General features: G+C 70.5%; 9 protein-coding genes. 8 read left to right on the top strand and 1 reads right to left on the bottom strand.

All coding sequences use genetic code 11. The features are described 5' to 3' along the window. Positions 1-2: 2 nt before the first annotated feature. Complete coding sequence (locus tag DXZ73_RS04485; protein ID WP_116209721.1) at positions 3-8,363, bottom strand: non-ribosomal peptide synthetase; 8,361 nt, start codon at positions 8,361-8,363, stop codon at positions 3-5. A gap of 1,014 nt (positions 8,364-9,377) precedes the next feature. Between DXZ73_RS04485 and DXZ73_RS04495 the strand changes: the two genes are divergently transcribed. From DXZ73_RS04495 to DXZ73_RS04530, 8 genes are all read left to right on the top strand, one after another. Further along, positions 9,378-10,856 carry a sugar transferase gene (locus DXZ73_RS04495; protein WP_116209722.1) on the top strand — a complete coding sequence of 493 codons (1,479 nt, stop codon included), beginning with the start codon at positions 9,378-9,380 and terminating at the stop codon, positions 10,854-10,856. Between the two features lie 73 nt (positions 10,857-10,929). Continuing rightward, entirely contained in the window at positions 10,930-12,246 is a 1,317-nt protein-coding gene (locus tag DXZ73_RS04500; protein ID WP_116209723.1) for a nucleotide sugar dehydrogenase, read from the top strand. After that, on the top strand, positions 12,236-13,516 hold the full coding sequence (locus tag DXZ73_RS04505; protein ID WP_116209724.1) for a glycosyltransferase family 4 protein: 1,281 nt from the start codon (positions 12,236-12,238) through the stop codon (positions 13,514-13,516). The genes DXZ73_RS04500 and DXZ73_RS04505 overlap by 11 nt, the downstream gene beginning before the upstream one ends. Continuing rightward, entirely contained in the window at positions 13,513-14,880 is a 1,368-nt protein-coding gene (locus DXZ73_RS04510) for a Wzz/FepE/Etk N-terminal domain-containing protein (protein ID WP_116209725.1), read from the top strand. The genes DXZ73_RS04505 and DXZ73_RS04510 overlap by 4 nt, the downstream gene beginning before the upstream one ends. Beyond that, positions 14,877-16,406: a Wzz/FepE/Etk N-terminal domain-containing protein gene (locus DXZ73_RS04515; protein ID WP_116209726.1), complete on the top strand. Its 1,530-nt coding sequence runs from the start codon at positions 14,877-14,879 to the stop codon at positions 16,404-16,406. The genes DXZ73_RS04510 and DXZ73_RS04515 overlap by 4 nt, the downstream gene beginning before the upstream one ends. 3 nt (positions 16,407-16,409) lie before the next feature. Beyond that, positions 16,410-18,344: an asparagine synthase (glutamine-hydrolyzing) gene (gene asnB / locus DXZ73_RS04520; protein ID WP_116209727.1), complete on the top strand. Its 1,935-nt coding sequence runs from the start codon at positions 16,410-16,412 to the stop codon at positions 18,342-18,344. An 18-nt stretch (positions 18,345-18,362) separates the two neighbouring features. After that, positions 18,363-20,549, top strand: a complete 2,187-nt coding sequence (locus DXZ73_RS04525) for a bi-domain-containing oxidoreductase (RefSeq protein ID WP_116209728.1) — start codon at positions 18,363-18,365, stop codon at positions 20,547-20,549. Further along, positions 20,546-22,522, top strand: coding sequence for a heparinase II/III family protein (locus DXZ73_RS04530; RefSeq protein ID WP_116209729.1), 1,977 nt, complete (start codon positions 20,546-20,548; stop codon positions 22,520-22,522). Before DXZ73_RS04525 ends, DXZ73_RS04530 begins: the two co-directional genes overlap by 4 nt. Positions 22,523-22,526: the final 4 nt, after the last annotated feature.

Here is a 22,526-nt window from a genome sequence, read left to right on the forward strand (position 1 = left end):
GTTCAGCTCCTGGGAGTGGAAGAGTTCTGGGTGGTCCGGTCGAGTGCTGCACGCAGAATCGGACCGATGTGGCTCAGGGACTGCGGTCGCATCAGATGGTGGTGTTCGCCGACGATCGGGTGCGCGGTGACCGTGCCGGCCACGTACGGCTCCCAGTCCTTCGCGGAAACGGTCGGGCCCGTGTCGGACGTTGCCGCGGTGAACAGCAGCAGATCGCCGTCGAACCGCTCCGGTGTGAACTTCCGCTGCAGGCCGATGTTGTGGCTGTAGGCGTCGATCATGGCGGTCAGGGCATTGTCCTCCAGGATCTCCGGGGGGAGGAGATTGGTCCGGCGCAGGAGGTCCGCCACGACGTCGCGGGTGAGGTCCTTCCCCTCGAGGTCTTCGGGGCGATAACCGGCCGCGTCGAGCAGGAGTCCGAAGATCTGCTGCTCACCGCCCTCGGGCACTCCCTGCACGGACTGCTCGGCGCGGACATAGGTGTCGAGCATGACCAGCAGCGCCACCTCCTCCCCTTCCTCCCGGAGTCGGGTGGCCATGGCGTGCGCCACCATGCCGCCGAAGGACCAGCCGAGCAGGTGGTAGGGGCCTGACGGCTGGACGGTGCGCAGATGGTCTATGTAGTCGGCCGCCATTTCCTCCAGGGTTGCGGGGAGAGCATGCGGGTCCATCAGTCTCCGCGCCTGCAAGGCGTACAGCGGGCGGTCCTGGCCGAGATGGCTCAGCAGTCCCGCGTAGGGCCAGCTGATCCCGCTGGCCGGATGTACGCAGAACAGCGGGGGGCGACTGCCGCGCTCGCGCAGGGGCAGCAGGGTGTCCAGTGCGGGGCGTGCTTCCTGGGTCTCGTTGAGTTCCTTGGAGAGTTGGGCCGGTGTGGGTGCCTGGAAGAGGGTGCGCAGTTGCAGTTCCACTCCCAGGGTGGCGCGGATCCGGGAGATCAGCCGGGTGGCCAGCAGCGAGTGTCCGCCGAGGTCGAAGAAGTCGTCCTCGGCACCGACCGCGGGGACGCCCAGTACCTGTGCGTACAGGTCGCAGAGGACTTGTTCACCGGGGGTGAGCGGAGGCCGTGAGGTCCCGGCCGCCGGTTCGGGGGCGGGCAGCGCCCGTCGGTCTAGCTTTCCGCTGACGGTCACGGGCAGTTCGGGGAGCACCACCACGGCCGCCGGGACCATGTGCTGAGGCAGCCGCTCGGCGGCGAGGTCACGCACCGAAGCCGCCAGAGCAGCCAACTGCTGAGTGGCCGATGGGTGGTTGGTGAGCGCGGCCCCGGGGACAACCGCCGGTTGGTACGCCTCGACGTGCGCCCCGCCGGCCGGGATCTCGGGATCGAGGAACACCACGTCGAAGTGGTCGGCTTCGGCGGACCAGGTCGTGATGGTGCGGTATCCGAGTTCTTCGCCCAGCTGGTGCAGTGTCTCGGGGTCGATGCTTCCCGGGTGCTCGGAGCTGTTGAGTTCGCGCTGCGCGTCCGCTACCGGATGCGCGGCGTGGACCGCGCGCCATGCGGCTGCTTCACCGGCGATCCGCGCATTGGGGATGGCGGATATACGCAGACCGGGACGGCGCCGGGTTGCCAGGTAACCCTTCAACTCCTCTGTGCTGCTCATCTCTCCGCCCCAGGGCAGGCTCGTCATGGGCTCCTGGTCCGCCGGGGCGGCGGAGACCGGGCTTGTGGGGCTCTTGTGGAGGATGGCGTCGTAGCGGTGCCGGGTGAGTTCGTTGTGGTTCCGGCCCCGCTTGAGACGGATGTCCACGGCAGCGACAGCCGGCAGCTGCGAACGCAGGCTGGTGAAGAACTCCGGCGCGATGAGCAGTTCCTTCTCGAACAGCAGATCGTGCTCGGCCGCCCGGCGCACATCGGCCGACTGCGCGGTGGCGGTCGTGCGGTGGAGCTGCACCGCGGTGCGCAGGTAGCGGGCCAGCCGCAGATTGCGTACATCGCCGACGAAGATCCGGCCGCCCGGAGCGAGGAGCTCGACCGCCGAGCCCAGCACCTCGGCCAGATAGTCGGCGTGCGGGAAGTACTGGATCACCGAGTTCACGACGATCGTGTCGAAGAAGCCGGTGGGCAGGCCGCTGAAGTCGTCGGCGGCCCGGCAGCGCAGCTGTACCCGGTCGGCCAGGTCGGGTCGGCCGGCGATCTGCCGGCCGAGGCGCTCGATCACCGCGGACGAGATGTCCGTACCCCAGTAGGTCTCGCAGTGCGGTGCCAGATGGGCGAAGAGCAGCCCGCTGCCGATGCCGATCTCCAGAATCCGCTGCGGCTCGAGTGCGCTGATGCGCTCGATGGTGCCCTGCCTCCACTCGCGCATGTGGTCCAGTGGGATGGGCTCGCCGTCATAGCTGCTGTTCCATCCGGAGAAGTCCTCCCCCAGCGGGACGGCTTCGGGTTCCTGGCCGTAGACCGAGTTGTAGATGTCCCGCCACTCGTCGACGTGTTCTGTGCTGCGCGGGTTGTCGGCGTCTGCTGTGGGTGTGGTGGGGGTGACGTAGCCGACGAGTCGGTGGTTGCCGGGCTGGTCTTCGCGTACGACGACCGCGGCCTGCGCGACGCCCGGATGGGCGGCGAGGGTGGACTCGATCTCACCGGGCTCGATACGGAAGCCGCGGATCTTGACCTGGTCGTCGGTACGGCCGAGATACTCGAGCTGACCGTCATCGCGCCAGCGGGCCATGTCACCGGTGCGGTACATACGCTCACCACGAGCACCGAAGGGGTTGGCGACGAAGCGCTCGGCGGTCAGACCCGGACGGCCGAGGTAACCACGCGCGAGCCCGGGCCCGGCGATGTAGAGCTCGCCTGCCGCCCCGGGGGGCACGGGCTGGAGGCCCGAGTCGAGGAGATAGACGCAGGTGTTGGGATTGGGACGGCCGATCGCAGGAGTACCGGAACCCGGGGTCAGGGGGTCGGTCATGGTCGCGCACACGGTGGCTTCGGTGGGCCCGTAGGCGTTGATCATCCTGTGGTCCGGTGCCCAGGTGTCGACCAGACCGGCCGGGCACGCCTCGGCACCGACGGCCAGGGCGATCCCGGCCGGGAGGCTGCCCGGCGTCACCGCTGCCAGCGAGCTCGGCGTCAACATGGCGTGGGTGATGCCGAATGCGGTGCAGGTGTCCGCGAGCGGCTCCCCCGGCAGCAGCCGGTCACGAGAAGCCAGAACCAGGCTCGCACCGGACAACAACATCAACAGTTCCCACACTGCGGCGTCGAAGCTGGTGGAGGCGAACTGTAGTACCCGGCTCCCGGGCCCCACTCCCCAGCGTTCGATCTCTGCGGTGGCGAGGTGGGGCAGTCCGGCGTGGGTGACCATGACGCCCTTGGGGGTACCGGTCGAGCCGGAGGTGTAGATCACATAGGCAGGGTGCGCGGGCAACAGGGGTGCCACCCGCCCCTCGTCCGTCACCACGACATCGGACAGGTCGGCCAGCCGCTTACCGGTCAGCGGGTCGTCCAGCACCACCCGATGAACGTCGAACTCGGGAAGTCTGCCGCTCAGTTCCTCGACGGTCAGGAGGAGAGCAGGCCGGGCGTCACCGACCATGAAGGTGAGCCGCTCGGCCGGGTAGTCCACATCCAGCGGCAGATACGCCGCCCCAGCCTTCAGCACGGCCAGGATCGCAATCACCAGATCGGGCGTACGCGGCAGAGCCAGCGCCACCAGACGGTCCGGCCCCACGCCATGCCCGATCAGCAACCGGGCCAGACGATTGGCAGCAGCATCCAGCTCGGCATACGTCAACGACTCCTCGCCGCACACCACCGCCACAGCCGAGCCATCACGCAACACCTGCGCCTCGAACAACTCCGGCAGCACCGCCTCCGGCACATCACACACCACACCCGTACCGGCCGACAACACCCCCTGCCGCTCCTCGGCACTGAGCACATCAACCCCGCCCACAGACCGGTCGGGATCGGCCACGGCCGCCTCGAGCAGCAACCGCAGGCGGTCCGTCAGCGCCTCGATGGTGGCCGCGTCGAAGATGTCGGTGCTGAATTCGACGAAGCCCTCGATGCCTGACGGCACACGGTCGTCGGTGTGCTGCTCGGTCAGATGGAAGGAGAGGTCGACCTTGGCCGTGCCGGTGAACACCGGCCTGACGGTGGTCTCCAGGCCGGGCAGGGCCAGCTCTCCCTGGGGCACGTTCTGCCAGGCGAGTGCGACTTGGAACAGCGGTTGGTGGGAGAGGGTGCGAGCAGGGTTGAGGACATCGACCAGGCTCTCGAAGGGGATGTCCTGGTGTGCGTAGGCCTGAAGGCTCTTCTCCCGCACCCGCCCCACCAGTTCCCTGAAGCTGGGCCATCCTGAGGTGTCCACCCGCAGGACCAGGGTGTTGACGAAGAACCCGACCAGGCTCTCCGCGGCCTGGTCCAGGCGGCCGGCGATGCCGATGCCCACGGGGACGTCGGAGCCCGCTCCCATGCGGGAGAGCAGCGCCGCCAATGCGGCCTGGACAACCATGAATTCACTGGCCCGGCAGGAGTGGGCCAGCTCCTTCAGAGCTGTGTGGAGGTCGGCGTCCCAGTGGAAGGAGACCGCCTGCCCGCGGTAGGAGGCCTGCGCCGGGCGAGGGCGATCGGTCGGCAATTCGATGCGTTCCGGCAGATCCGCCAAAGCCTCCTTCCAGTAGGCCACCTGCTTCGTCCAGAGGCCGTCCGGATCCGCGGCGTCCCCGAGCAGTCCGCGCTGCCACAGTGTGTAGTCCGCGTACTGCACCGGCAGCGGAGCCCAGTTCGGAGTCCGGCCGTCACGGCGGGCGGCGTACGCAGCGGACAGGTCACGCCACAGCGGGCGCATCGACCAGCCGTCGGCGGCGATGTGGTGGACCACCAGCACCAGGACGTGATCGTCGCCGTCCAGCGCGAACAGCGTTGCCCGTATCGGCGACTCGTCGGCGAGATCGAAGGGGTGAACCGCCGCGGTGGCCACCGCGCTGTCGAGCTCCGCTTCGCCCAGCTTCACCTCGGTCAGCGGCGGGACGGCATCCGCGCCCTCCAGAACGCGCTGGCAGGGTACGCCACCCACCTCGGTGAAGACGGTGCGCAGGGCTTCGTGGCGTTCGACCACATCCGCCAGCGCCGCACGCAGCGCATCGACGTCCAGTTCGCCGGAGAGCCTGGCGGCCAGCGGAATGTTGTAGGTGGCCGACGGGCCTTCCAGCTTGTGCAGGAACCACAACCGCTGTTGCGCGAAAGACAGCGGCAACTGCGACGGACGCTCCTGCGGCACCAGTGCAGGGCGTGCTTCGCGGCTCCGGTCGAGTTCCTTGGCGAGCTGGGCCGGTGTGGGGGCCTGGAAGAGGGTGCGCAGCTGTAGTTCCGCTCCCAGGGCGGTGCGGATCCGGGAGATCAGCCGGGTGGCCAGCAGCGAGTGTCCGCCGAGGTCGAAGAAGTCGTCCTCGGCACCGACCGCGGGGACGCCCAGTACCTGTGCGTAGAGATCGCACAGGACTTGTTCGGCGGGAGTGAGCGGACGCCGCGAGGTACCGGCCGTCGGCTCGGGGGCGGGCAGGGCATGGCGGTCGAGCTTTCCGCTGCCGGTCACCGGCAGTTCGGGGAGCACCACAACCGCCGCCGGGACCATGTGCCGAGGCAGCCGCTCGGCGACGAAGTCACGCACCGAGGCCGCCAGGTCGGGCGTGGGTGCGGTGGAGGTGACGTAGCCGACGAGTCGGTGGTTGCCGGGCTGGTCTTCGCGTACGAGAACCGCGGCCTGCGCTACGCCCGGATGGGCCGCGAGAGCGGATTCGATCTCGCCGGGCTCGATACGGAAGCCGCGGATCTTGACCTGGTCGTCGGTACGGCCGAGATACTCGAGCTGACCGTCATCGCGCCAGCGGGCCATGTCACCGGTGCGGTACATACGCTCACCACGAGCACCGAAGGGGTTGGCGACGAAGCGCTGCGCGGTCAGACCCGGACGGCCGAGGTAACCACGCGCGAGCCCGGGCCCGGCCACGTACAACTCGCCTGCCACACCAGGAGGTACGGGCTGGAGGCTCGTATCGAGGAGATAGACGCGGGTGTTGGGGTTGGGGCGGCCGATCGCAGGAGTACCGGAACCCGGGGTCAGGGGGTCGGTCATGGTCGCGCACACGGTCGTCTCTGTCGGCCCGTAGGCGTTGACCATCCGGCGGCCCGGCGCCCAGACGTCGACCAGCGCGGCCGAGCACGCCTCGCCGGCCACGATCAAGGTGGTAAGGGTGGGGAGGCTGCCCGGCGTTGTGGCCGCGAGGGAGCTCGGCGGAAAGGTGGCGTGGGTGATGCCGAATGCGGTGCAGGTGTCCGCGAGCGGCTCCCCCGGCAGCATCCGGTCACGAGAGGCCAGAACCAGCCGCGCCCCCGAGAGCAGTGTCATGCATATCTCGGACACCGCGGCGTCGAAGCTGGTGGAGGCGAACTGGAGCACCCGGCTGTCGGCCTTCACATCGAAGCGCTCGATCTGTGCGCCGGCGAGGTGGGGCAGTCCGGCGTGGGTGACCATGACGCCCTTGGGGGTACCGGTCGAGCCGGAAGTGTAGATCACATAGGCAGGGTGCACGGGCAACAGGGGTGCCACCCGCCCCTCGTCCGTCACCACGACATCGGACAGGTCGGCCAGCCGCTTACCAGTCAGCGGGTCGTCCAGCACCACCCGGCGGACATCGAAATCGGGGAGCTTGTCGGCGAGTTCGTCGACGGTCAGGAGGAGAGCGGGCCGGGCATCATCCACCATGAAGGTGAGCCGCTCGGCCGGGTAGTCCACATCCAGCGGCAGATACGCCGCCCCAGCCTTCAGCACCGCCAGGATCGCGATCATCAGCTCGGGCGTACGCGGCAGAGCCAGCGCCACCAGACGGTCCGGTCCCACGCCGTGCTCCGTCAGCAACCTGGCCAGACGATTGGCGGCAGCATCCAGCTCGGCATACGTCAACGACTCCTCGCCGCACACCACCGCCACAGCCGAACCATCACGCAACACCTGCGCCTCGAACAACTCCGGCAGCACCGCCTCCGGCACATCACGCACCACACCCGTACCGGCCGACAACACCCCCTGCCGCTCCTCGGCACTGAGCACATCAACCCCGCCCAGAGGCAGGTCAGGGGTGCTGATGAGACTCTCGATCAGCGCGCACAACCGCCGGTAATGGGCGGCAAGTTCATCATCGCCATATATATCGGGATTGGCGTCGAGCGTGATGCGAATGCCCCCGCCGTGGTCGAATACGTTGATGCCCAGGTCCTCGAACAGCCCGGTCGACACGTTCCCGACGGTGGCCGGGTGTCCGGCGAAGTACAGGTCGTAGGGGAAGGACATGAAGTTGACCTGTGGTCCGGTCAGTTCATGAGCTCCGCCGGGCCGGCCCAGGTCCCGGACCATGTCCTCGATCCGGTATTGCTGGTGCCGCAGAATGCGCCGGATCTCGTCTGCCGTCTCCTTCACCAAATCCCGGAGCGTGGTGTGCGGATGCACCTCGAGGCGCAGAGGCAGCACGTTGGAGGCCATGCCGGGGATCCTGCGCAGAGCGCTGCCGGGCCGGGCCGACACGGGCAGGGCCAGCACGACCTCGGGTGCTCCGGTCAGGCGGTGTGTCAGGGCGGCCGTGGCAGCGGTCATGACGGCTGCCATGCGGACGCCGGCCTTGTCCGCCGCCTCGCGCAGCCGCGCTTCCGTCTCCTGGGGCAGAACTGCCGAGTGGCGGATCCGGGCGGTTGCCGGACGGATCGGATGGTCGGCCAGGCGCGGCGGTTCAGGGTGGTCGGCCAGGCGCTCCGCCCAGTACTGCCGGTCCTCGGCGTACTGTTCCGAGGCCCGGTACGCCGCGTCCTGGTCCAGCAGTGCGCGCAGGGGCGCAAGGGGCGTTCCCGCGCTCTGCGATCCGTCGACATGGGCGGTGTACGACTCGGCCACCCTCTGTGCGAAGAGCGCCAGGCTGAACCCGTCCGCGACGATGTGGTGATAGCCCTGATACCAGAGGAAATGCTGCGGGCCGACCTGAAGCAGGGCGAACGAGAACAGGGTGTCGCGCGCCAGGTCCATCGGCCGTTCCGTCTCGGCCCGCATCCATGCCTCGGCGGCCGCACGCGGATCCGCTTCGCCGCTGAGGTCCAGGACCGTGAAGTGCCAGTCGGCGCGGGGCTCGACGACCTGCCGGCTCTCCCCGTCCTCCTCGAAGAACCGCACACGAAGGAACTCGGCCTCCTCGACGGCACCGCGCAGAGCCTTCTCGAATAACGCCGCGTCGATCACACCGGCGATGTCCAGGTATTCCGCAATCCGGTAGCGCAGGCTTGTGGGCGCCAGTTGCTGCGCCAACCACACTTCGCGTTGCGCCGCCGACAAGGGCAGGCGGGCAGCGCGCACGCCGGACGAAGTCATATCGAGCCTTTCTGGAAATCTCGCTCCGCGTCCGCGGCAGCGGTTCAGTACGACGGCGTGAAGGCGCACCGCGCCTTGCGGCACCTCATGGGAGCAGGCATCAGCGCCGGCGACTGCTCTCCACACCGGTTCGTGGAGGGGAAGGGGTCATGGAGGCGTTCAGCCGTAAGGGGCCCGCCGATGGCGGAGTCGACTTCCCTCGGTCTGCCTCATGGAGAGGTCGTTGTGCACGCGAACCCGCCCGGGGATCGGCGTTGGCGTTCTGATCCCTGACAGTCCTGCCCAGGCATCACGCAGCGCCCCCAGTGAACAAGATCTCTCCCGCCCGGTCGTTCGTCTCTCTCCTGACGCGCGCCGACGTTACAGCGAGTCACTCCTGATCAGAAGTCGGTAATCGGACAGAGGGGAGGCTCAACAGGCCAAGAGCCCTTGGTGGGGCCGCGACTCCGTCGGCCACACCCCTGGCCGAACTCGGCGCCCGCAACCGAACCCAGGCGGTGATCCTCGCCTACGAGTACGGCTTCATGATCCCGGGATCCGGGGCCGCCATGCCGTAGCCGCGGCCCCACGGCCGGGACCGGATCACCGACGCGATGAAGGCGATCATGGTCCTTCACCAGCGTCGGCGCGAGATGGGAAAAACCTCCGTCTCAAAGCTGAGCACAAATTACACACAGCCCCTCTACATATTGGCTCCGGTGCTCTAGATTGTCCGTGCTTCAGCTGCTCGGGTACGAGGCGATCAATTCCTGGAGCCCGACAGGGGCCTTGGGTGCGGGGAGCACCCGAGGTTTCGACGGGTTCCCGCGTACCTCGAGAGTCCGGCAGGACATGCGAGTCCGCTGCCGCCCGAGCGGGTTGTTCAAGCAGCGCTGAAACAGCAGGGATGTCATGCACGGGGGGCGGGGGCCTCCCAAGGGGAGGAACAGCGCGGCGCGGGGGGCGGGGGTGCCTCCCGGGGGGAGAAACAGTGCGAGGCGAACACGTCGAACCACTGGAGACCTGGGGGGTCCCGTGCAGCAGGGGGAATTAGCCAACCCGTTTCAGCCGGCGCGCGGGCGTCCGGCGAACGGGGCAATAAGACAGCCCGCGATCGACTGGGAGCAGCGGTACCGCCTTGCCGTGATCACCAGCGATACCGCGGCCACCGCCTTCGTGGTGGCGGCGATCGGCATCTTCTTCGGGGCCCGGGACTCGGCCAACTGGCACGAGAAGTGGGGGATTCTCGCATTCGGCACCGAGCTGCTGGTGCTGGGAGCGCTCGCGGTGAGCCGGTCGTGGGCTCCGGCCGTGCTCGGCCAGGGCGCCGAGGAATTCCGCAGGCTCGGACGCGCACTGTTCACGGCGGCCGTCGTACTGGCGCTCGGCGGGATCGCCCTCGCCTCGCGCAACATCAAGCTCTGGATCTTCGTCGCGATCCCGGCGATCGCGCTCGTCACCATGACCGCGCGGTATCTGCTGCGCCTCTGGCTGCATAAACAGCGCAAGGAAGGACGGTGCCTGAGACCGGTGCTCGCTGCCGGGAGCCCGGCCACCGTGCGCGACCTGATCACCCGGACCCGCAAGTTCCCGCACCTCGGCTGGCGGGTTGAAGCGGTGTGCACGACGGACAGTCCCGGGCTCGACGGTGACCGACTGGACGGAGTGCCGGTCGTCGGCCGGCTGACCGACGTCGCGGGCCACGTCCGCCGCAACGGCTACCGCGTCGTCGCGGTCACACCGGACCCGCACTGGTCACCGGACCGGCTGCAGCGGCTGGCCTGGAACCTCGAAGGCAGCGATGCCGAGATGATCGTGGCCCCCGTGCTCATGGAGGTGGCCGGCCCACGGCTGCACGTCGACGCGGTGCTCGGGATCCCACTGCTGCGGGTCAGTATGCCCACCTTCACCGGGGGCCGCCGGGCGGTCAAAGAGGTCGTCGACCGGATGGGCGCGGCGGTCCTGTTGATGCTGTTCGCGCCGCTGATGGTGCTCGTCGGGCTGCTCGTGCTGATGGACAGCCGGGGTGGGGCGGTCTACCGCCAGCGCAGGGTCGGCAAGGACGGCCGCGAGTTCACCATTTTCAAGTTCCGCACCATGGTCGCCGGGGCCGACGGGGCACGTGCCGAGCTGGCCGACCGCAACGAGGGCGCCGGCCTGCTGTTCAAGCTCCACCGGGATCCGCGGGTGACCCGGGTGGGATCAGTGCTGCGCCGGTACTCGATCGACGAGCTCCCGCAGCTTTTCAATGTGCTCACCGGATCGATGTCGCTCGTCGGTCCGCGGCCTCCGTTACCGGAGGAGTCCGCTGCGTACGGCCCGGACATCCGGCGGCGGCTGCTCGTCAAGCCCGGGCTCACCGGCCTGTGGCAGATCAGCGGGCGCAGCGACCTGCCGTGGGAGGAGGCGGTCCGGCTGGACCTGCGGTACGTGGAGGACTGGTCGCTCGCCCTGGACACAGTGATCTTGTGGAAGACGCTGCGTGCGGTGCTCCAGGGGCAAGGGGCCTACTGATGCGCGGGGGGCGCCGCCCGGTCGGCGCGCGGACGGCAGGCCAAAAGGGCCTGCCCGGGGGGAGGAACAGGTCATGAGAGTCAGTGTCCTAGGGCTCGGCTACGTGGGCTGCGTGTCGGCCGCGTGCCTGGCCGGCCAAGGTCACGAGGTCATCGGTGTGGACGTGAACCAGGCAAAGGTCGACCTGGTCAACGACGGCAAGGCCCCGGTGGTCGAGGAGAGGATCGGCGAGCTCGTCGCCGAGGTCGTGCGGGCCGGAGCGCTGCGCGCCACCGGCGACGTCCGCGAGGCGATCATGGGGAGCGAGGTGTCGCTGGTCTGCGTGGGCACACCGTCGGAGCCCAACGGCAGCCTGTGCACGACGTACTTGGAGCGGGTCACCGAGCAGATCGGCGCGGCGCTGGCCGAGCGGGGTGGGCGGCACACCGTCGTGTTCCGCAGCACCATGCTCCCGGGCACCTGCCTGAACCTGCTGGTACCGATCCTGGAGAAGTACGTCGGCGGCACGGCCGGGGCGGACTTCGGGGTCGCGGTCAACCCGGAGTTCCTGCGCGAGGGCACGAGCGTGCGGGACTTCTTCGACCCGCCCAAGACCGTCATCGGCGAGCTCGACGCGGCTAGCGGCGACGTGGTGGCGGCGCTGTACGACGGCTTGCCCGGCGAGGTGTTCCGGGTGCCGGTCCCGGCGGCCGAGGCGATCAAGTATGCGGACAACGCGTTCCACGGCCTCAAGATCGGCTTCGCGAACGAGCTGGGCGCGGTGTGCCAGGCGCTCGGAGTGGACTCGCACCAGGTGATGGACGTGTTCCTGGCCGACCGCAAGCTGAACATCAGCCCCGCCTACCTGCGGCCCGGCTTCGCCTTCGGTGGCTCCTGCCTGCCCAAGGACCTGCGCAGCCTGGTCCACGCGGCGCAGCGGGCCGACGTCTCGGTGCCCATCCTCGCCCACGTGCTGCCCTCCAACTCCGACCATCTGCAGCGTGCGGTGGACCTGGTCGAGCGCACCGGCAAGCGCCGGGTGGGCCTGTTCGGGCTGTCCTTCAAACCCGGCACCGACGACCTCCGCGAGAGCCCGCTCGTCGAGCTGGCGGAGAGGCTCTTCGGCAAGGGGTACGACCTGCGGATCCACGACGCCAACGTGAGCCTCTCCCGGCTGATCGGCGCGAACCGCGAGTACATCGAGACCCGGCTGCCGCACCTCGCGCAGCTGCTCGCGGACTCCGTCGACGAGGTGCTCCAGCACGCCGAGGTGTGCCTGGTCGGGACCATGGACCCGGCCGTGCTGTCGGCGCTGCCCCATGGCGACGGTCCGGTGATCGTCGACCTCATCCGCCTTCCCGACGCCGAGGCGCGCCGGGCCGAACCGGGGTACATGGGCCTTGCTTGGTGACACGTCGTTCGGTGACACAGTCAGCGGCGACCGGTCGGACCGCCGCGCGCTGATCCTGGTGGAGAACCTGTCGGTGCCGTTCGACCGGCGGGTGTGGCAGGAGTGCACGACGCTGCGCGACGCGGGCTGGAAGGTGCACGTCATCTGTCCCCGGGGGAACAAACGGGACACGGAGCCGGAGGCGGAGATCGACGGAGTGCTGATCCACCGCTACCCGTTGCGCGCGGCCACCGGAGGGCCGGCCGGCTACCTGCGGGAGTACGGATCGGCGTTGTGGCATACGGTCCGGCTGGCCCGGAAGGTCGGCCCGGTCGACGTGGTCCACGCCTGCAACCCGCCCGACCTGCTGTTCCTGCCGGCACTGTGGCTGAAGCGGCGCGGCGCGCGGTTCGTCTTCGACCAGCACGACCTGGTACCCGAGCTGTACCTCTCCCGGTTCGACCGCGGCGAGGATCTGCTCTACCGCGCCGTGTGCGCGCTGGAACGGCTGACCTACCGGGCCGCGGACGTCGTGCTCGCCACGAACGAGAGCTACCGGGACGTCGCGGTGCGCCGTGGCGGTCGGCGCCCCGCGGACGTCTTCGTGGTGCGCAGCGCACCCCAGATCGACCGGTTCCAACCGGTCCCGCCCGAGCCTGAGTTGAAGCACAGCAAGCCTCATCTGCTGTGCTACCTCGGCGTCATGGGCCCTCAGGACGGCGTCGACTACGCCTTGCGGGCCCTTGCGAAGATGCGCGACGAGCTCGGGCGGACCGACTGGCATGCGGTGTTCATCGGCGCCGGCGACGCCTTCGACGCGATGGTGAAGCTGTCCCGGCGGCTCGGGCTCTCCGAGCAGGTGCAGTTCACCGGGCGCATTCCGGACGCCGATCTGGTGCGCTACCTGTCCACCGCGGACGTGTGCCTCTCCCCCGACCCGCGCAATCCGCTCAACGACGTGTCGACCATGAACAAGGTCCTGGAGTACATGGCGATGGGCCGGCCGGTCGTCTCGTTCGACCTCCGGGAGGCGCGAGTCTCCGCCGGTGACGCCGCCGTCTACGCGCCCGCCAACGACGAGGCCGAATTCGCCCAGCTCATCGCGCTGTTGCTGGACGATCCGGAGAAGCGGGCCCGGATGGGCAAGATCGGCCAGGAGCGGATCAGCGGGCCGCTTTCCTGGCGGAACTCGCAAGCGTCGCTGCTCGCCGCCTACGCCGCCGCCTGCCGTGACCACATTCCGGTGTCGGCGGGCGACCCGGTCAGGACAGGGAGGAGGCCGCGCCGTTGAGCGATGACACGATACGCCTGGTCACGGTGGGGCGGATTCTCCGTCGGCGCTGGCGGATTCTCGCCATCCTCGCCGTGGTGGGCGCGCTCGTCGGCTACGGCACCTCTTTGCTGTTCCCGCCGCGCTACACGGCGTCGGCATCGGTACTGCTGCCGGGGGCGTGGCAGGAGCGCGAGCTGCTGACCCAGGCGGAGATCGCGACCAGTTCGGCGGTGGCCGACCGTGCGGCCGCCACGCTCGGCTGGACGGGCGTCAGCGGCGCCGAGCTGCGGGATCGAGTGAGCGCCAAGGCCGCCGACGGGAACATCATCAAGATCTCGGGTACGGCCGACACCCCGGAGCGCGCGCAGCGGCTCTCCGACCAAATGGCCCGGCAATTCGTCGCATTCGCCGCGCGGATGACAGGCGACAACACCGAATCCGACGCGGCTACGGGGCCCGGGGCACTGCGGAGGAAGGTGGAGGAGACCAACCTCCGCATCACCGACCTGGCCAACGTGGCCGATCCGGGGCGGACCGTGGAGAGCGTGCAGGCCCGCACCGAGCTCGAGAAGCTGCGCACCGCGCTGCAGGAGGCCATGAAGAAGCTGGACCAGGCCGACCCGGCGGCCGGCAAGGCCGGCATGGTCGTCATGGGTCCGGCGGCCCGGCCGACCGGCGAGGCACCGCCGACGAGGACGCAGCTCATCGGCGCCGGGGCGCTGGTGTTCTTCCTGCTCGCGGTCATCGGCCATCTCGCCGCCGCACGGGTGAATCGCCGACTGCGCACCGAACCGGAGATCGCCGCAGCGCTGGGCTCGGTGCTGCTGGGTTCCGTCGACGTACCTGGCGAACGGCCCGTGCACCGGCCGGAAGGCCGTGGCCCGCGGGCCCGGATCCGCCGGCTCCTCGGCGTCGACACCCGGTGGGACATACCGGCCCCGCGGATGTCCGGCGACGAGGCCGGCAGGCGGATCCGCTACCGGCGGGTGTGCGCCCGCCTCCGGGACCGGCTGCCGGCCCCCCGGCGGCTGCTGGTCGTCGTACCGGACGGCGACGAGATCGCCCGCCGGGCAGCCGGGCAGCTCGTCGCCGAGGCCAAGAGCGGTCCGCTGCTGCGGGTGGTGGACGTCTCGGTGTCCCGGCCGATGGTGCCGGACCGCGACACCGAGTCCGGTGCCCTGGTCGTGCTCAGCGCGGGCAGCTGGACCGCGGAGGAGCTCGGCGGCATCGCCGAGGCGTGTGCGGACGCAGGGCACGAGGTCGTCGGCACCGTCGTCGCCGGCACGGTCCGGGCCCGTCCGACGCGGACCGCCGGCCGTCCTCCGGACAACGCCACTCCGGCGCTCGCGGTGCGCGGCCACGCGAGGGGTGGTTCTGTGTGACGACGAGCAAGACTTCGGAGTCGTCGGCCGCCGCTCCGCTCCTCGACCTGCAGGCACTGGTGGTGGCAGTGCGCAGGCGCCGCCGCCTCTGGTGCTCCATGGCGCTGCTGGGGCTGCTGGTCGGCGCGGCGTTTGCGGTCCTGCTGCCGCCGCCGTCGGCCGCGGTGACCAAGGTGCTGGTCGCGCATCGGGAGGACCAGCCGAACGACACCGGAACGCTGATCCGCACCGACGTCCAGCTGCTGGGGACCACGCGGATCGCCGACAAGGCCCTGCGGTCCCTCAAGTCCCCTGAAAAACCGGAAGACTTCATACAGAACTACCGGGGTACCGGATTGACCAACAACCTGCTGCAGATCGATGTGACAGGTGGCAGCGACGCGGAGGCGGTGGCCCGGGCAAAGGCGCTGGCCGATGCGTTCGTCGCGGACCATGTGGAACGGATGCAGGAGACCGCGAAGGCCGAGGCCCAGGCCCTGCTCGACCAGCGTGACCGCATGCGGGACGAGCTCGCCCAGGTCAACAAGGCGATCGGGGACCGGTCGCCGGGGAGCGACCCGAAAGCGTCGGCGAGCATCGAGTCGCTCTTCGCCCGCCGGGCCGAGCTCACCTCGCGGATCGCCGATTTCGACCAGCGCGCCGCGGAGGCGCGCACCGGCACGCCCAAACTCATCGCCGGCACGCAGATCGTGGACGCCCCGCGCGCGGTGCGGCACTCCCTGCCCGGGGCCGCCGCCACCAACGCCGCGATCGGGCTCGTACTCGGGCTCGTACTCGGGCTGGCGCTGGCCGCGGTCGGCACGGTGGTGGCGGACCGCCCCGTGCTGCGCCGGGAGATCGCGGCGAACCTGGGCGCCTCGGTCGTCGCGGAGCTGCGCCACGCGCCCCGCCGGCCGGCCGGGCGGTGGGAGCGCCGACGGACCCGGGCGGCGCGGACAAGGCTCACCGCGAGCCTGGCCCGCACCGTGCGCGGCTCCGCCGAACCGGTGTCGCTGCTGGAACTGGGCTGTGCGCGCAGCACGAGCGTGATCGCCCTGGACCTCGCCGAGGCGCTGGCATCGGACGGGCCAGTGGTGATCATCGATGGTCTGCCCGGCCCGCAGCTCGCCGACAGCGGCCGGAAGCCGGGAGGCCCGACCGTGGTCAGCGGCGAGCGTGCCGCGGACGTGTCGCACGAGGAGCGCCGGTTCGGCGTCGGCTCGGTCGCGCCCGGCGCGGCGTGGACCGACCTCCAGTACCTCGGTACCCGGACCGTGCTCGTCGTGCGTGCCGGGCACGGCAGCGCAGCATGGCTGCACACCGTGGCACGGCAACTCGCGGACCTGGGCATTCCGGTGATCGGTGTGGTGCTGATCGACCCCGATCCGCGTGACCGGACCGACGGCACGCTGTGGGACGGGCCGCACACCGCGCTGCGCGGCAACAACGAGCGGCCGGCCCGGCAGAACGGGACGGACCGGGGGCGGACGGAGTGGCTGCCCATGTGGGCCGCACGGGTCCCGGACAGCGACCAGGAGGCACGGTAGGACATGTGTGGCATCGCAGGCACTTACCGGTGGCCGGACGGGAAGGCCGTGACCGACCGGCTCACCGATACCCTCGCCCACCGCGGTCCGGACGGGGCGGGCCGGTACAGCCATCCCGCCGGTGACGGCGAAGTGCACCTCGGGCACCGCCGGCTGGCCATCATCGATCTGTCCGGGACCGGCGCCCAGCCGATGGTCTCGGGCGGCCTCGCCCTCTCGTACAACGGCGAGCTGTACAACGCGCCCGAGCTGCGTGCCGAACTGGCGGCCGCCGGGGTGCGCTTCCGCGGTACCTCCGACACCGAGGTGCTGCTGGAGGCCTGGCGGCGCTGGGGCACGGACTGCCTGCCCCGGCTGCGCGGCATGTTCGCGTTCGCGATCTTCGACGAGCGAACCGGTGACCTGGTGCTCGCCCGCGACCAGCTCGGCGTCAAGCCGCTGTTCCTGCTCAGGCGCGGTGAAGGCCTGGTGTTCGCCTCCGAGCTCAAGGCGCTCGCCGCCGTGACCGGCGGGTCGCTGCAGGTGGACGAGGCGGCGCTGGTGGCCTCGCTGCTGTACTACTGGGTGCCGGACTCACGGTGCGCGTTCCGCGAAGCGGAGAAGCTGCCGCCGGGGAGCTGGCTGCGGTGCCGGCCCGACGGCAGGGTGGAGCACGGCAGGTTCTGGCACCTCCGGGACGTCGCCGCCGAGGGCCGGGAGCGGGCCCGGAGCGGCGAGCGGCCGGATGTCGCCGCCGTCGTCGAGGAGTCGACCCGGCGCCATCTGCTCTCCGACGTACCCGTGGCGACCTTCCTCTCCGGCGGGCTGGACTCCAGCTACCTGACCGCGCTGGCGGCCCGCCACCGACCCGGTATCTCCGCTTACACGATCGGATTCCGCGCCGAGGACGCCAAGTTCGAGGCGATGCCGGACGACCTGCGCTATGCCCAGCGGGTGGCCGAGCGGTTCGGCGTCGACCTGCACGAGATCGAGATCGCTCCGAACGTGCTCGACCTGCTGCCGCGGATGACGTACCACCTGGACGAGCCGATCGGCGACCCCGCCGCGATCAACACGTTCCTGATCTGCTCGGCCGCCCGGGAGGCCGGGGTCAAGGTGATGCTCTCGGGGATGGGTGCCGACGAGCTGTTCGCCGGTTACCGCAAACACCTGGCCAACCTGATCGCGCTGCGCTACCAGCGCATCCCGCGGCCCCTGCGGCGCGGCCTGTCCGCGACCGTGGACCGGCTGCCGGTCGCCACGGCCCGCCGGGGGTACCGGTCGGTGCGCTTCGCGAAGCGGTTCCTCTCCTTCGCCGATCTGCCGGAGGAGACCGCGTTCCGGCGCAGCTACACCATGTACGACCAGGACGAACTGCTCGCCCTGGTCAATCCGGACCTGGCCGGGACGGTCGAGGACGTGCTGACCGAGCACGCGGACATCTACCAGGACAACGACCTCGACGACTTCGTCAACCGCATGTGCCTGGGCGACGCCCGGATGTTCCTGCCGGGCCTGAACCTCGCTTACACGGACCGGTCGAGCATGGCCGCGTCGACGGAGGTGCGGGTGCCGTACGTGGACGTCGAGGTGGTCAAGGCGGCGTTCGCCGTGCCCGGCGATCGCAAGATCGTCGGACGACAGGGCAAGGCCGTCCTCAAGGAGGCGGCCGCCTCGGTCCTGCCCCGGGAGATCGTGTACCGGCCCAAGGGCCTGTTCAGCGCCCCGCTGCGCGCCTGGATGAGCCGGGATCTGGCACCGCTGGTGCGCGAGGTGGTGCACGACGGCGTGCTCGTCAATTCCGGGTTCCTGCGCCGCGACGCGCTGGCGCGCATGGTCGCCGAGGACGCCGCCGGGCAGCGGGACTTCTCCAAGCATCTATGGCACGTGCTGACCCTCGAGTACTGGTACCGCGGCGCGACCTCCGGGTCCGGCCAGAACGCTCACTTGACGGCGTAAGAAACAAGGGGACTTCGGGTGAAACAGGTTGTGCAGAACTACAAGAGCGGCGAGCTGGCGGTGCTCGACGTGCCGGTGCCGGGGTGCAAGCCGGGCGGTGTGCTGGTCCGCAGCGCCTACTCGCTGATATCCACCGGGACCGAGCTCATGAAGGTCTCCGAGGCCGGCATGTCGATGCTCGGCAAGGCCCGCTCCCGGCCGGACCAGGTGGCCAAGGTCGTGCAGAGCGTGGCCACCAACGGGGTGCCCGCCACCTACCGCAAGGTGATGGGCAAGCTGGACTCATACACGCCGCTGGGCTACTCGCTGTGCGGGGTGGTCGAGCAGGTCGGCACCGGGATCGACGATGTGAAGGTCGGCGACCTCGTGGCCTGCGCCGGCAATGAGCACGCGCTGCACGCCGAGCTGAACTGGGTGCCGAAGAACCTCTACGCCCGGGTGCCGGACGGCCTCGCGCCGCGGCACGCGGCCTTCGGCACCGTCGGGTCGATCGCGTTGCAGGGCGTCCGCCGCGGCGAGTCACAGCTGGGCGACGTGGCGCTGGTCATCGGCCTCGGGCTGATCGGGCAGCTGGTGGTGCAGTTGCTGACCGCCTCGGGAGTCCGCGTCGTCGGGGCCGACCCCGACCCGGTGCGCTGCGAGCTCGCCGAGCGCCTGGGCGCCGCGGCCTGCGGCGATCCCGCGTCCGCGGCCGTGGAGGCTGCCGTCACCGAGCTCACCGGCGGTCACGGCGTGGACCAGGTGTACCTGGCCGCCGGCGGCGGCAGCAACCAGCCCGTCGAGCTGGCCGCCCGCTTGAGCCGGGACCGCGGCCGGGTCGTCGACATCGGCAAGTGCCGCCTGGACCTGCCGTGGAACGCGTACTACGAGAAAGAGCTCGACGTACGGTTCTCCCGCAGTTACGGCCCCGGGCGCTACGACCCGGAGTACGAGCTCGACGGGCGGGACTACCCGATCGGCTACGTGCGCTGGACCGAGCGCCGCAACCTGGCGTGCTTCCTCGATCTCCTCGCCCGCGGCCGTGTGGACGTGGAACCCCTGGTCTCCCACATCGCCGACTTCGATGACGCCGTCGAGACGTACCGGCGCCTGAAGGACGGCGATCTCAAGGCCGTGGCCGTGCTGTTCCGGTACCCCGGACACGAGGTGGAAGCCGAGGCCCCGGCGGTCACGGTGCCCACGGTGAACGTGCGGCGGAGTCCGGCCCGGGCTGCCAAGGGGCCGGTGCGGCTGGCGTTCGCCGGCGCGGGAAACTACGCGACGTCGATGCTGCTGCCGCACCTGGCACAGCGCGACGGCGTCGAGTTGTCCACGGTCGTCACCACGACGGCGCTGTCCGCGGCCAACGCGAAGCGGAAGTTCGGCTTCGCCGAGGCGACCACCGATCTCGACGCCGTGCTCGGCGACCCGTCCATCGACGCGGTGTTCGTGGTCACCCGCCACAGCTCGCACGCCGAACTGACGCGAAGGGCGCTGCTGGCCGGCAAGGCGGTGTTCGTGGAAAAGCCGTTGGCGCTCACCGAGGACGAGCTGGCCGGTGTGCTCGCGGCGGTGGAGGAGTCCGGCAACGACCGGCTGCAGGTGGGCTTCAACCGCCGGTTCGCGCCGCTGCTGCAGGAGGCCAGGAAGCGGTTCGGCGCCCGGACCGGGCCGGCGAGCGTCCGCTACCTGGTCAACGCGGGCCGGCTGGCGCACGGCAGCTGGTACCTCCAACAGGGCACCGAGGGCTCGCGGTTCGCCGGCGAGGGCGGGCACTTCATCGACACGGCGAGCTGGCTGCTCGAAGCCGACCCGGTATCGGTGTACGCGGTCGCCACGTCCGGCAACGAGGACCTGCAGGTCGTGCTGCGCTACCCGGACGGGTCCACCGCCACCATCAGCTACGTCACCACCGGCGCGCCCGGCTTCCCCAAGGAGACGCTGGACCTTGTCGCGGACGGCAAGGTGCTGAAGCTCGACGACTTCGTCCGTGCCTCGGTGTTCGCAGACGGAGGAGTCGGCCGCAAGCGGTGGGTCAGCTCGCGGCTGCCCAAGGCCCGGGACAAGGGCCAGAACGCCGAGCTGGCCGCTTTCATCAGGGCCGTGCGGACCGGCGGGCCGATGCCGGTGCCGCTGGAGTCACTGGTCGCCACCACGACGGCCACCCTCGCCGTGCAGGCCGGCCTGGTCGGCGGCGCGCCGGTGACGTTGGCGAGGGCTCGATGACCATGAGCGCGGGCTGGTACCTGCGGCGGTTGTCCCGGATGGGACCGCAGGAGGTCGGCGGCCGGGTGGGCGACGCGGTGCGCAGGCGGCGGTGGCGGTCGGCGCTGCCGGACTGCCCGGGCGTGACCGGCGCCCGGTTCACCGCGGTACTGCCCGCCGGGGCGATCGCCGCGGTGCCGCCGGACGCCGCGAAACGTCTCATCGCCGAGGCGGACCGGCTGATGGCCGGGCACGCCGGGTATTTCGGGGTGGACCGCGACGACCTGGCCGACCCGGACTGGTGGTACGACCCGAAGACCGGGCGCCGGGCTCCGTGGGGGTACGCCTTCGACGTGCCGTACCGGAACGAGGACGCGGTCGGGGACGTCAAGCAGATCTGGGAGCTGTCCCGGCATCAGTACCTCACCGTGCTCGCCGCCGCCTACGCGGTCACCGGGAACGAGCGGTACGCCGAGCGAGTGGCCGAGCACCTGCGGTCGTGGTGGGCGGCCAACGCGCCGCTGCGCGGAGTGCACTGGATCAGCGGCATCGAGCTGGGGATCCGGCTGCTGTCCTGGGTGTGGATCCGCCGGCTGCTCGACGGCTGGCCGGGCGCGCCCGGGCTGTTCGAGGACAACCCGGTGGCGCTGAACCAGATCTGGCACCACCAGCGCTGGCTGGCCGCCTTCCCCAGCCGGGGGTCTTCGGCGAACAACCACGTCATCGCCGAGGCCGCCGGGCAGCTCGCGGCGGCCTGCGCGTTCAGGTGGTTCCCCTCCTCGGCGCGTTGGCGCGCTGGCGCGCTGCGGTCGCTGGAGCGGCATCTGCGGAGCAACACCTTCGGCTCCGGCCTCAACCGCGAGCTGGCCACGGAGTATCACGGACTGGTGCTGGAGCTCGGCCTGGCCGCGGTGGCCGAGGCGGATGCCGCCGGCGTGCCGGTCCCCGCGTCGATCCGGCTGGTGCTGCTGCGGATGACCGACGCCCTCGCGGCCATCGTGGACGGCCGGCTGCGGCCGCCGCGCCAGGGGGACGCGGACGACGGGCACGGTCTGGTCGTGGACGGCGCGGGCACCGACCGCTGGGCCTCGCTGCTGGCCACCGGGGACGCCGTGTTCGGCCGGCTCGCCTGGTGGCCGACGGTGGCCGACACCGATGTGCGCACCCCGCTGCTGGCCGCGCTCATCCGGCCGTACCCGAGGAATGCCGGCGCTGATAACTGCAGTGCACCGGCCGTGACCCGCCCGGCAAGCCGGCCAGGCCACTTCGCCGACGCAGGGCTTACCATCCTGCGCGGTCCGGCGGAGATCTGGTGCCGCTGCGACGGCGGTCCGCACGGCTTCCTGTCCATCGCCGCGCACGCACACGCGGACGCGCTGTCCGTGGAGGTCCGGCACGACGGGGTCGACGTGCTCGCCGACCCGGGGACGTTCTGCTACCACGGGCAGCCCGGGTGGCGGCAGTACTTCCGGTCGACCCTCGGTCACAACACCCTGCAATTGGACGGCGGTGACCAGTCCGTCTCCGGCGGCCCGTTCCTGTGGACCCGGCATGCCCGCAGCCGGGTCCTGGTCGCGGACACATCCGGCGGCGAGGGTGTGGCCCGCTGGTGCGCCGAGCACGACGGTTACCAGAGCTCCGTGCACCGCCGCCGGGTGGAGCTGACCGCCGCGAGCCAGGAGCTGCGGGTGGTCGACGAGGTACGCGGCCCGCGCCGGGCCGCGCGCCTGGCGTTCCACCTCGGCCCGGCGATCGCCGCGGACCTGGTGGGGAACCGGGCAGTGCTCACCTGGACCCGGGACGGCGAGGACCGCTCCGCGGTGCTCGACCTGCCCGGGCAGCTGTGCTGGCGGGCGCATCGCGGCGAGACCGACCCGCCGCTGGGCTGGTACTCCGTCGGCTTCGGACGCAAGGAACCCACCACCACGCTGGTCGGCACAGGTTTCGCCGACGGCGCGGAAGGGTTCACCACCGTACTCAAGTTCCGCGGCTAGGGGG

The organism is Streptoverticillium olivoreticuli subsp. olivoreticuli, assembly GCF_003391135.1.
Classification (GTDB): domain Bacteria; phylum Actinomycetota; class Actinomycetes; order Streptomycetales; family Streptomycetaceae; genus Streptomyces; species Streptomyces blastmyceticus.

What these genes read in the sequence shown, in the direction of transcription:
- DXZ73_RS04485 (WP_116209721.1), bottom strand. Translation starts at nt 8,363, where the DNA reads ATGACTTCGTCCGGCGTGCGCGCTGCCCGCCTGCCCTTGTCGGCGGCG.
- DXZ73_RS04500 (WP_116209723.1), top strand. Translation starts at nt 10,930, where the DNA reads ATGAGAGTCAGTGTCCTAGGGCTCGGCTACGTGGGCTGCGTGTCGGCC.
- asnB (WP_116209727.1), top strand. Translation starts at nt 16,410, where the DNA reads ATGTGTGGCATCGCAGGCACTTACCGGTGGCCGGACGGGAAGGCCGTG.
- DXZ73_RS04530 (WP_116209729.1), top strand. Translation starts at nt 20,546, where the DNA reads ATGACCATGAGCGCGGGCTGGTACCTGCGGCGGTTGTCCCGGATGGGA.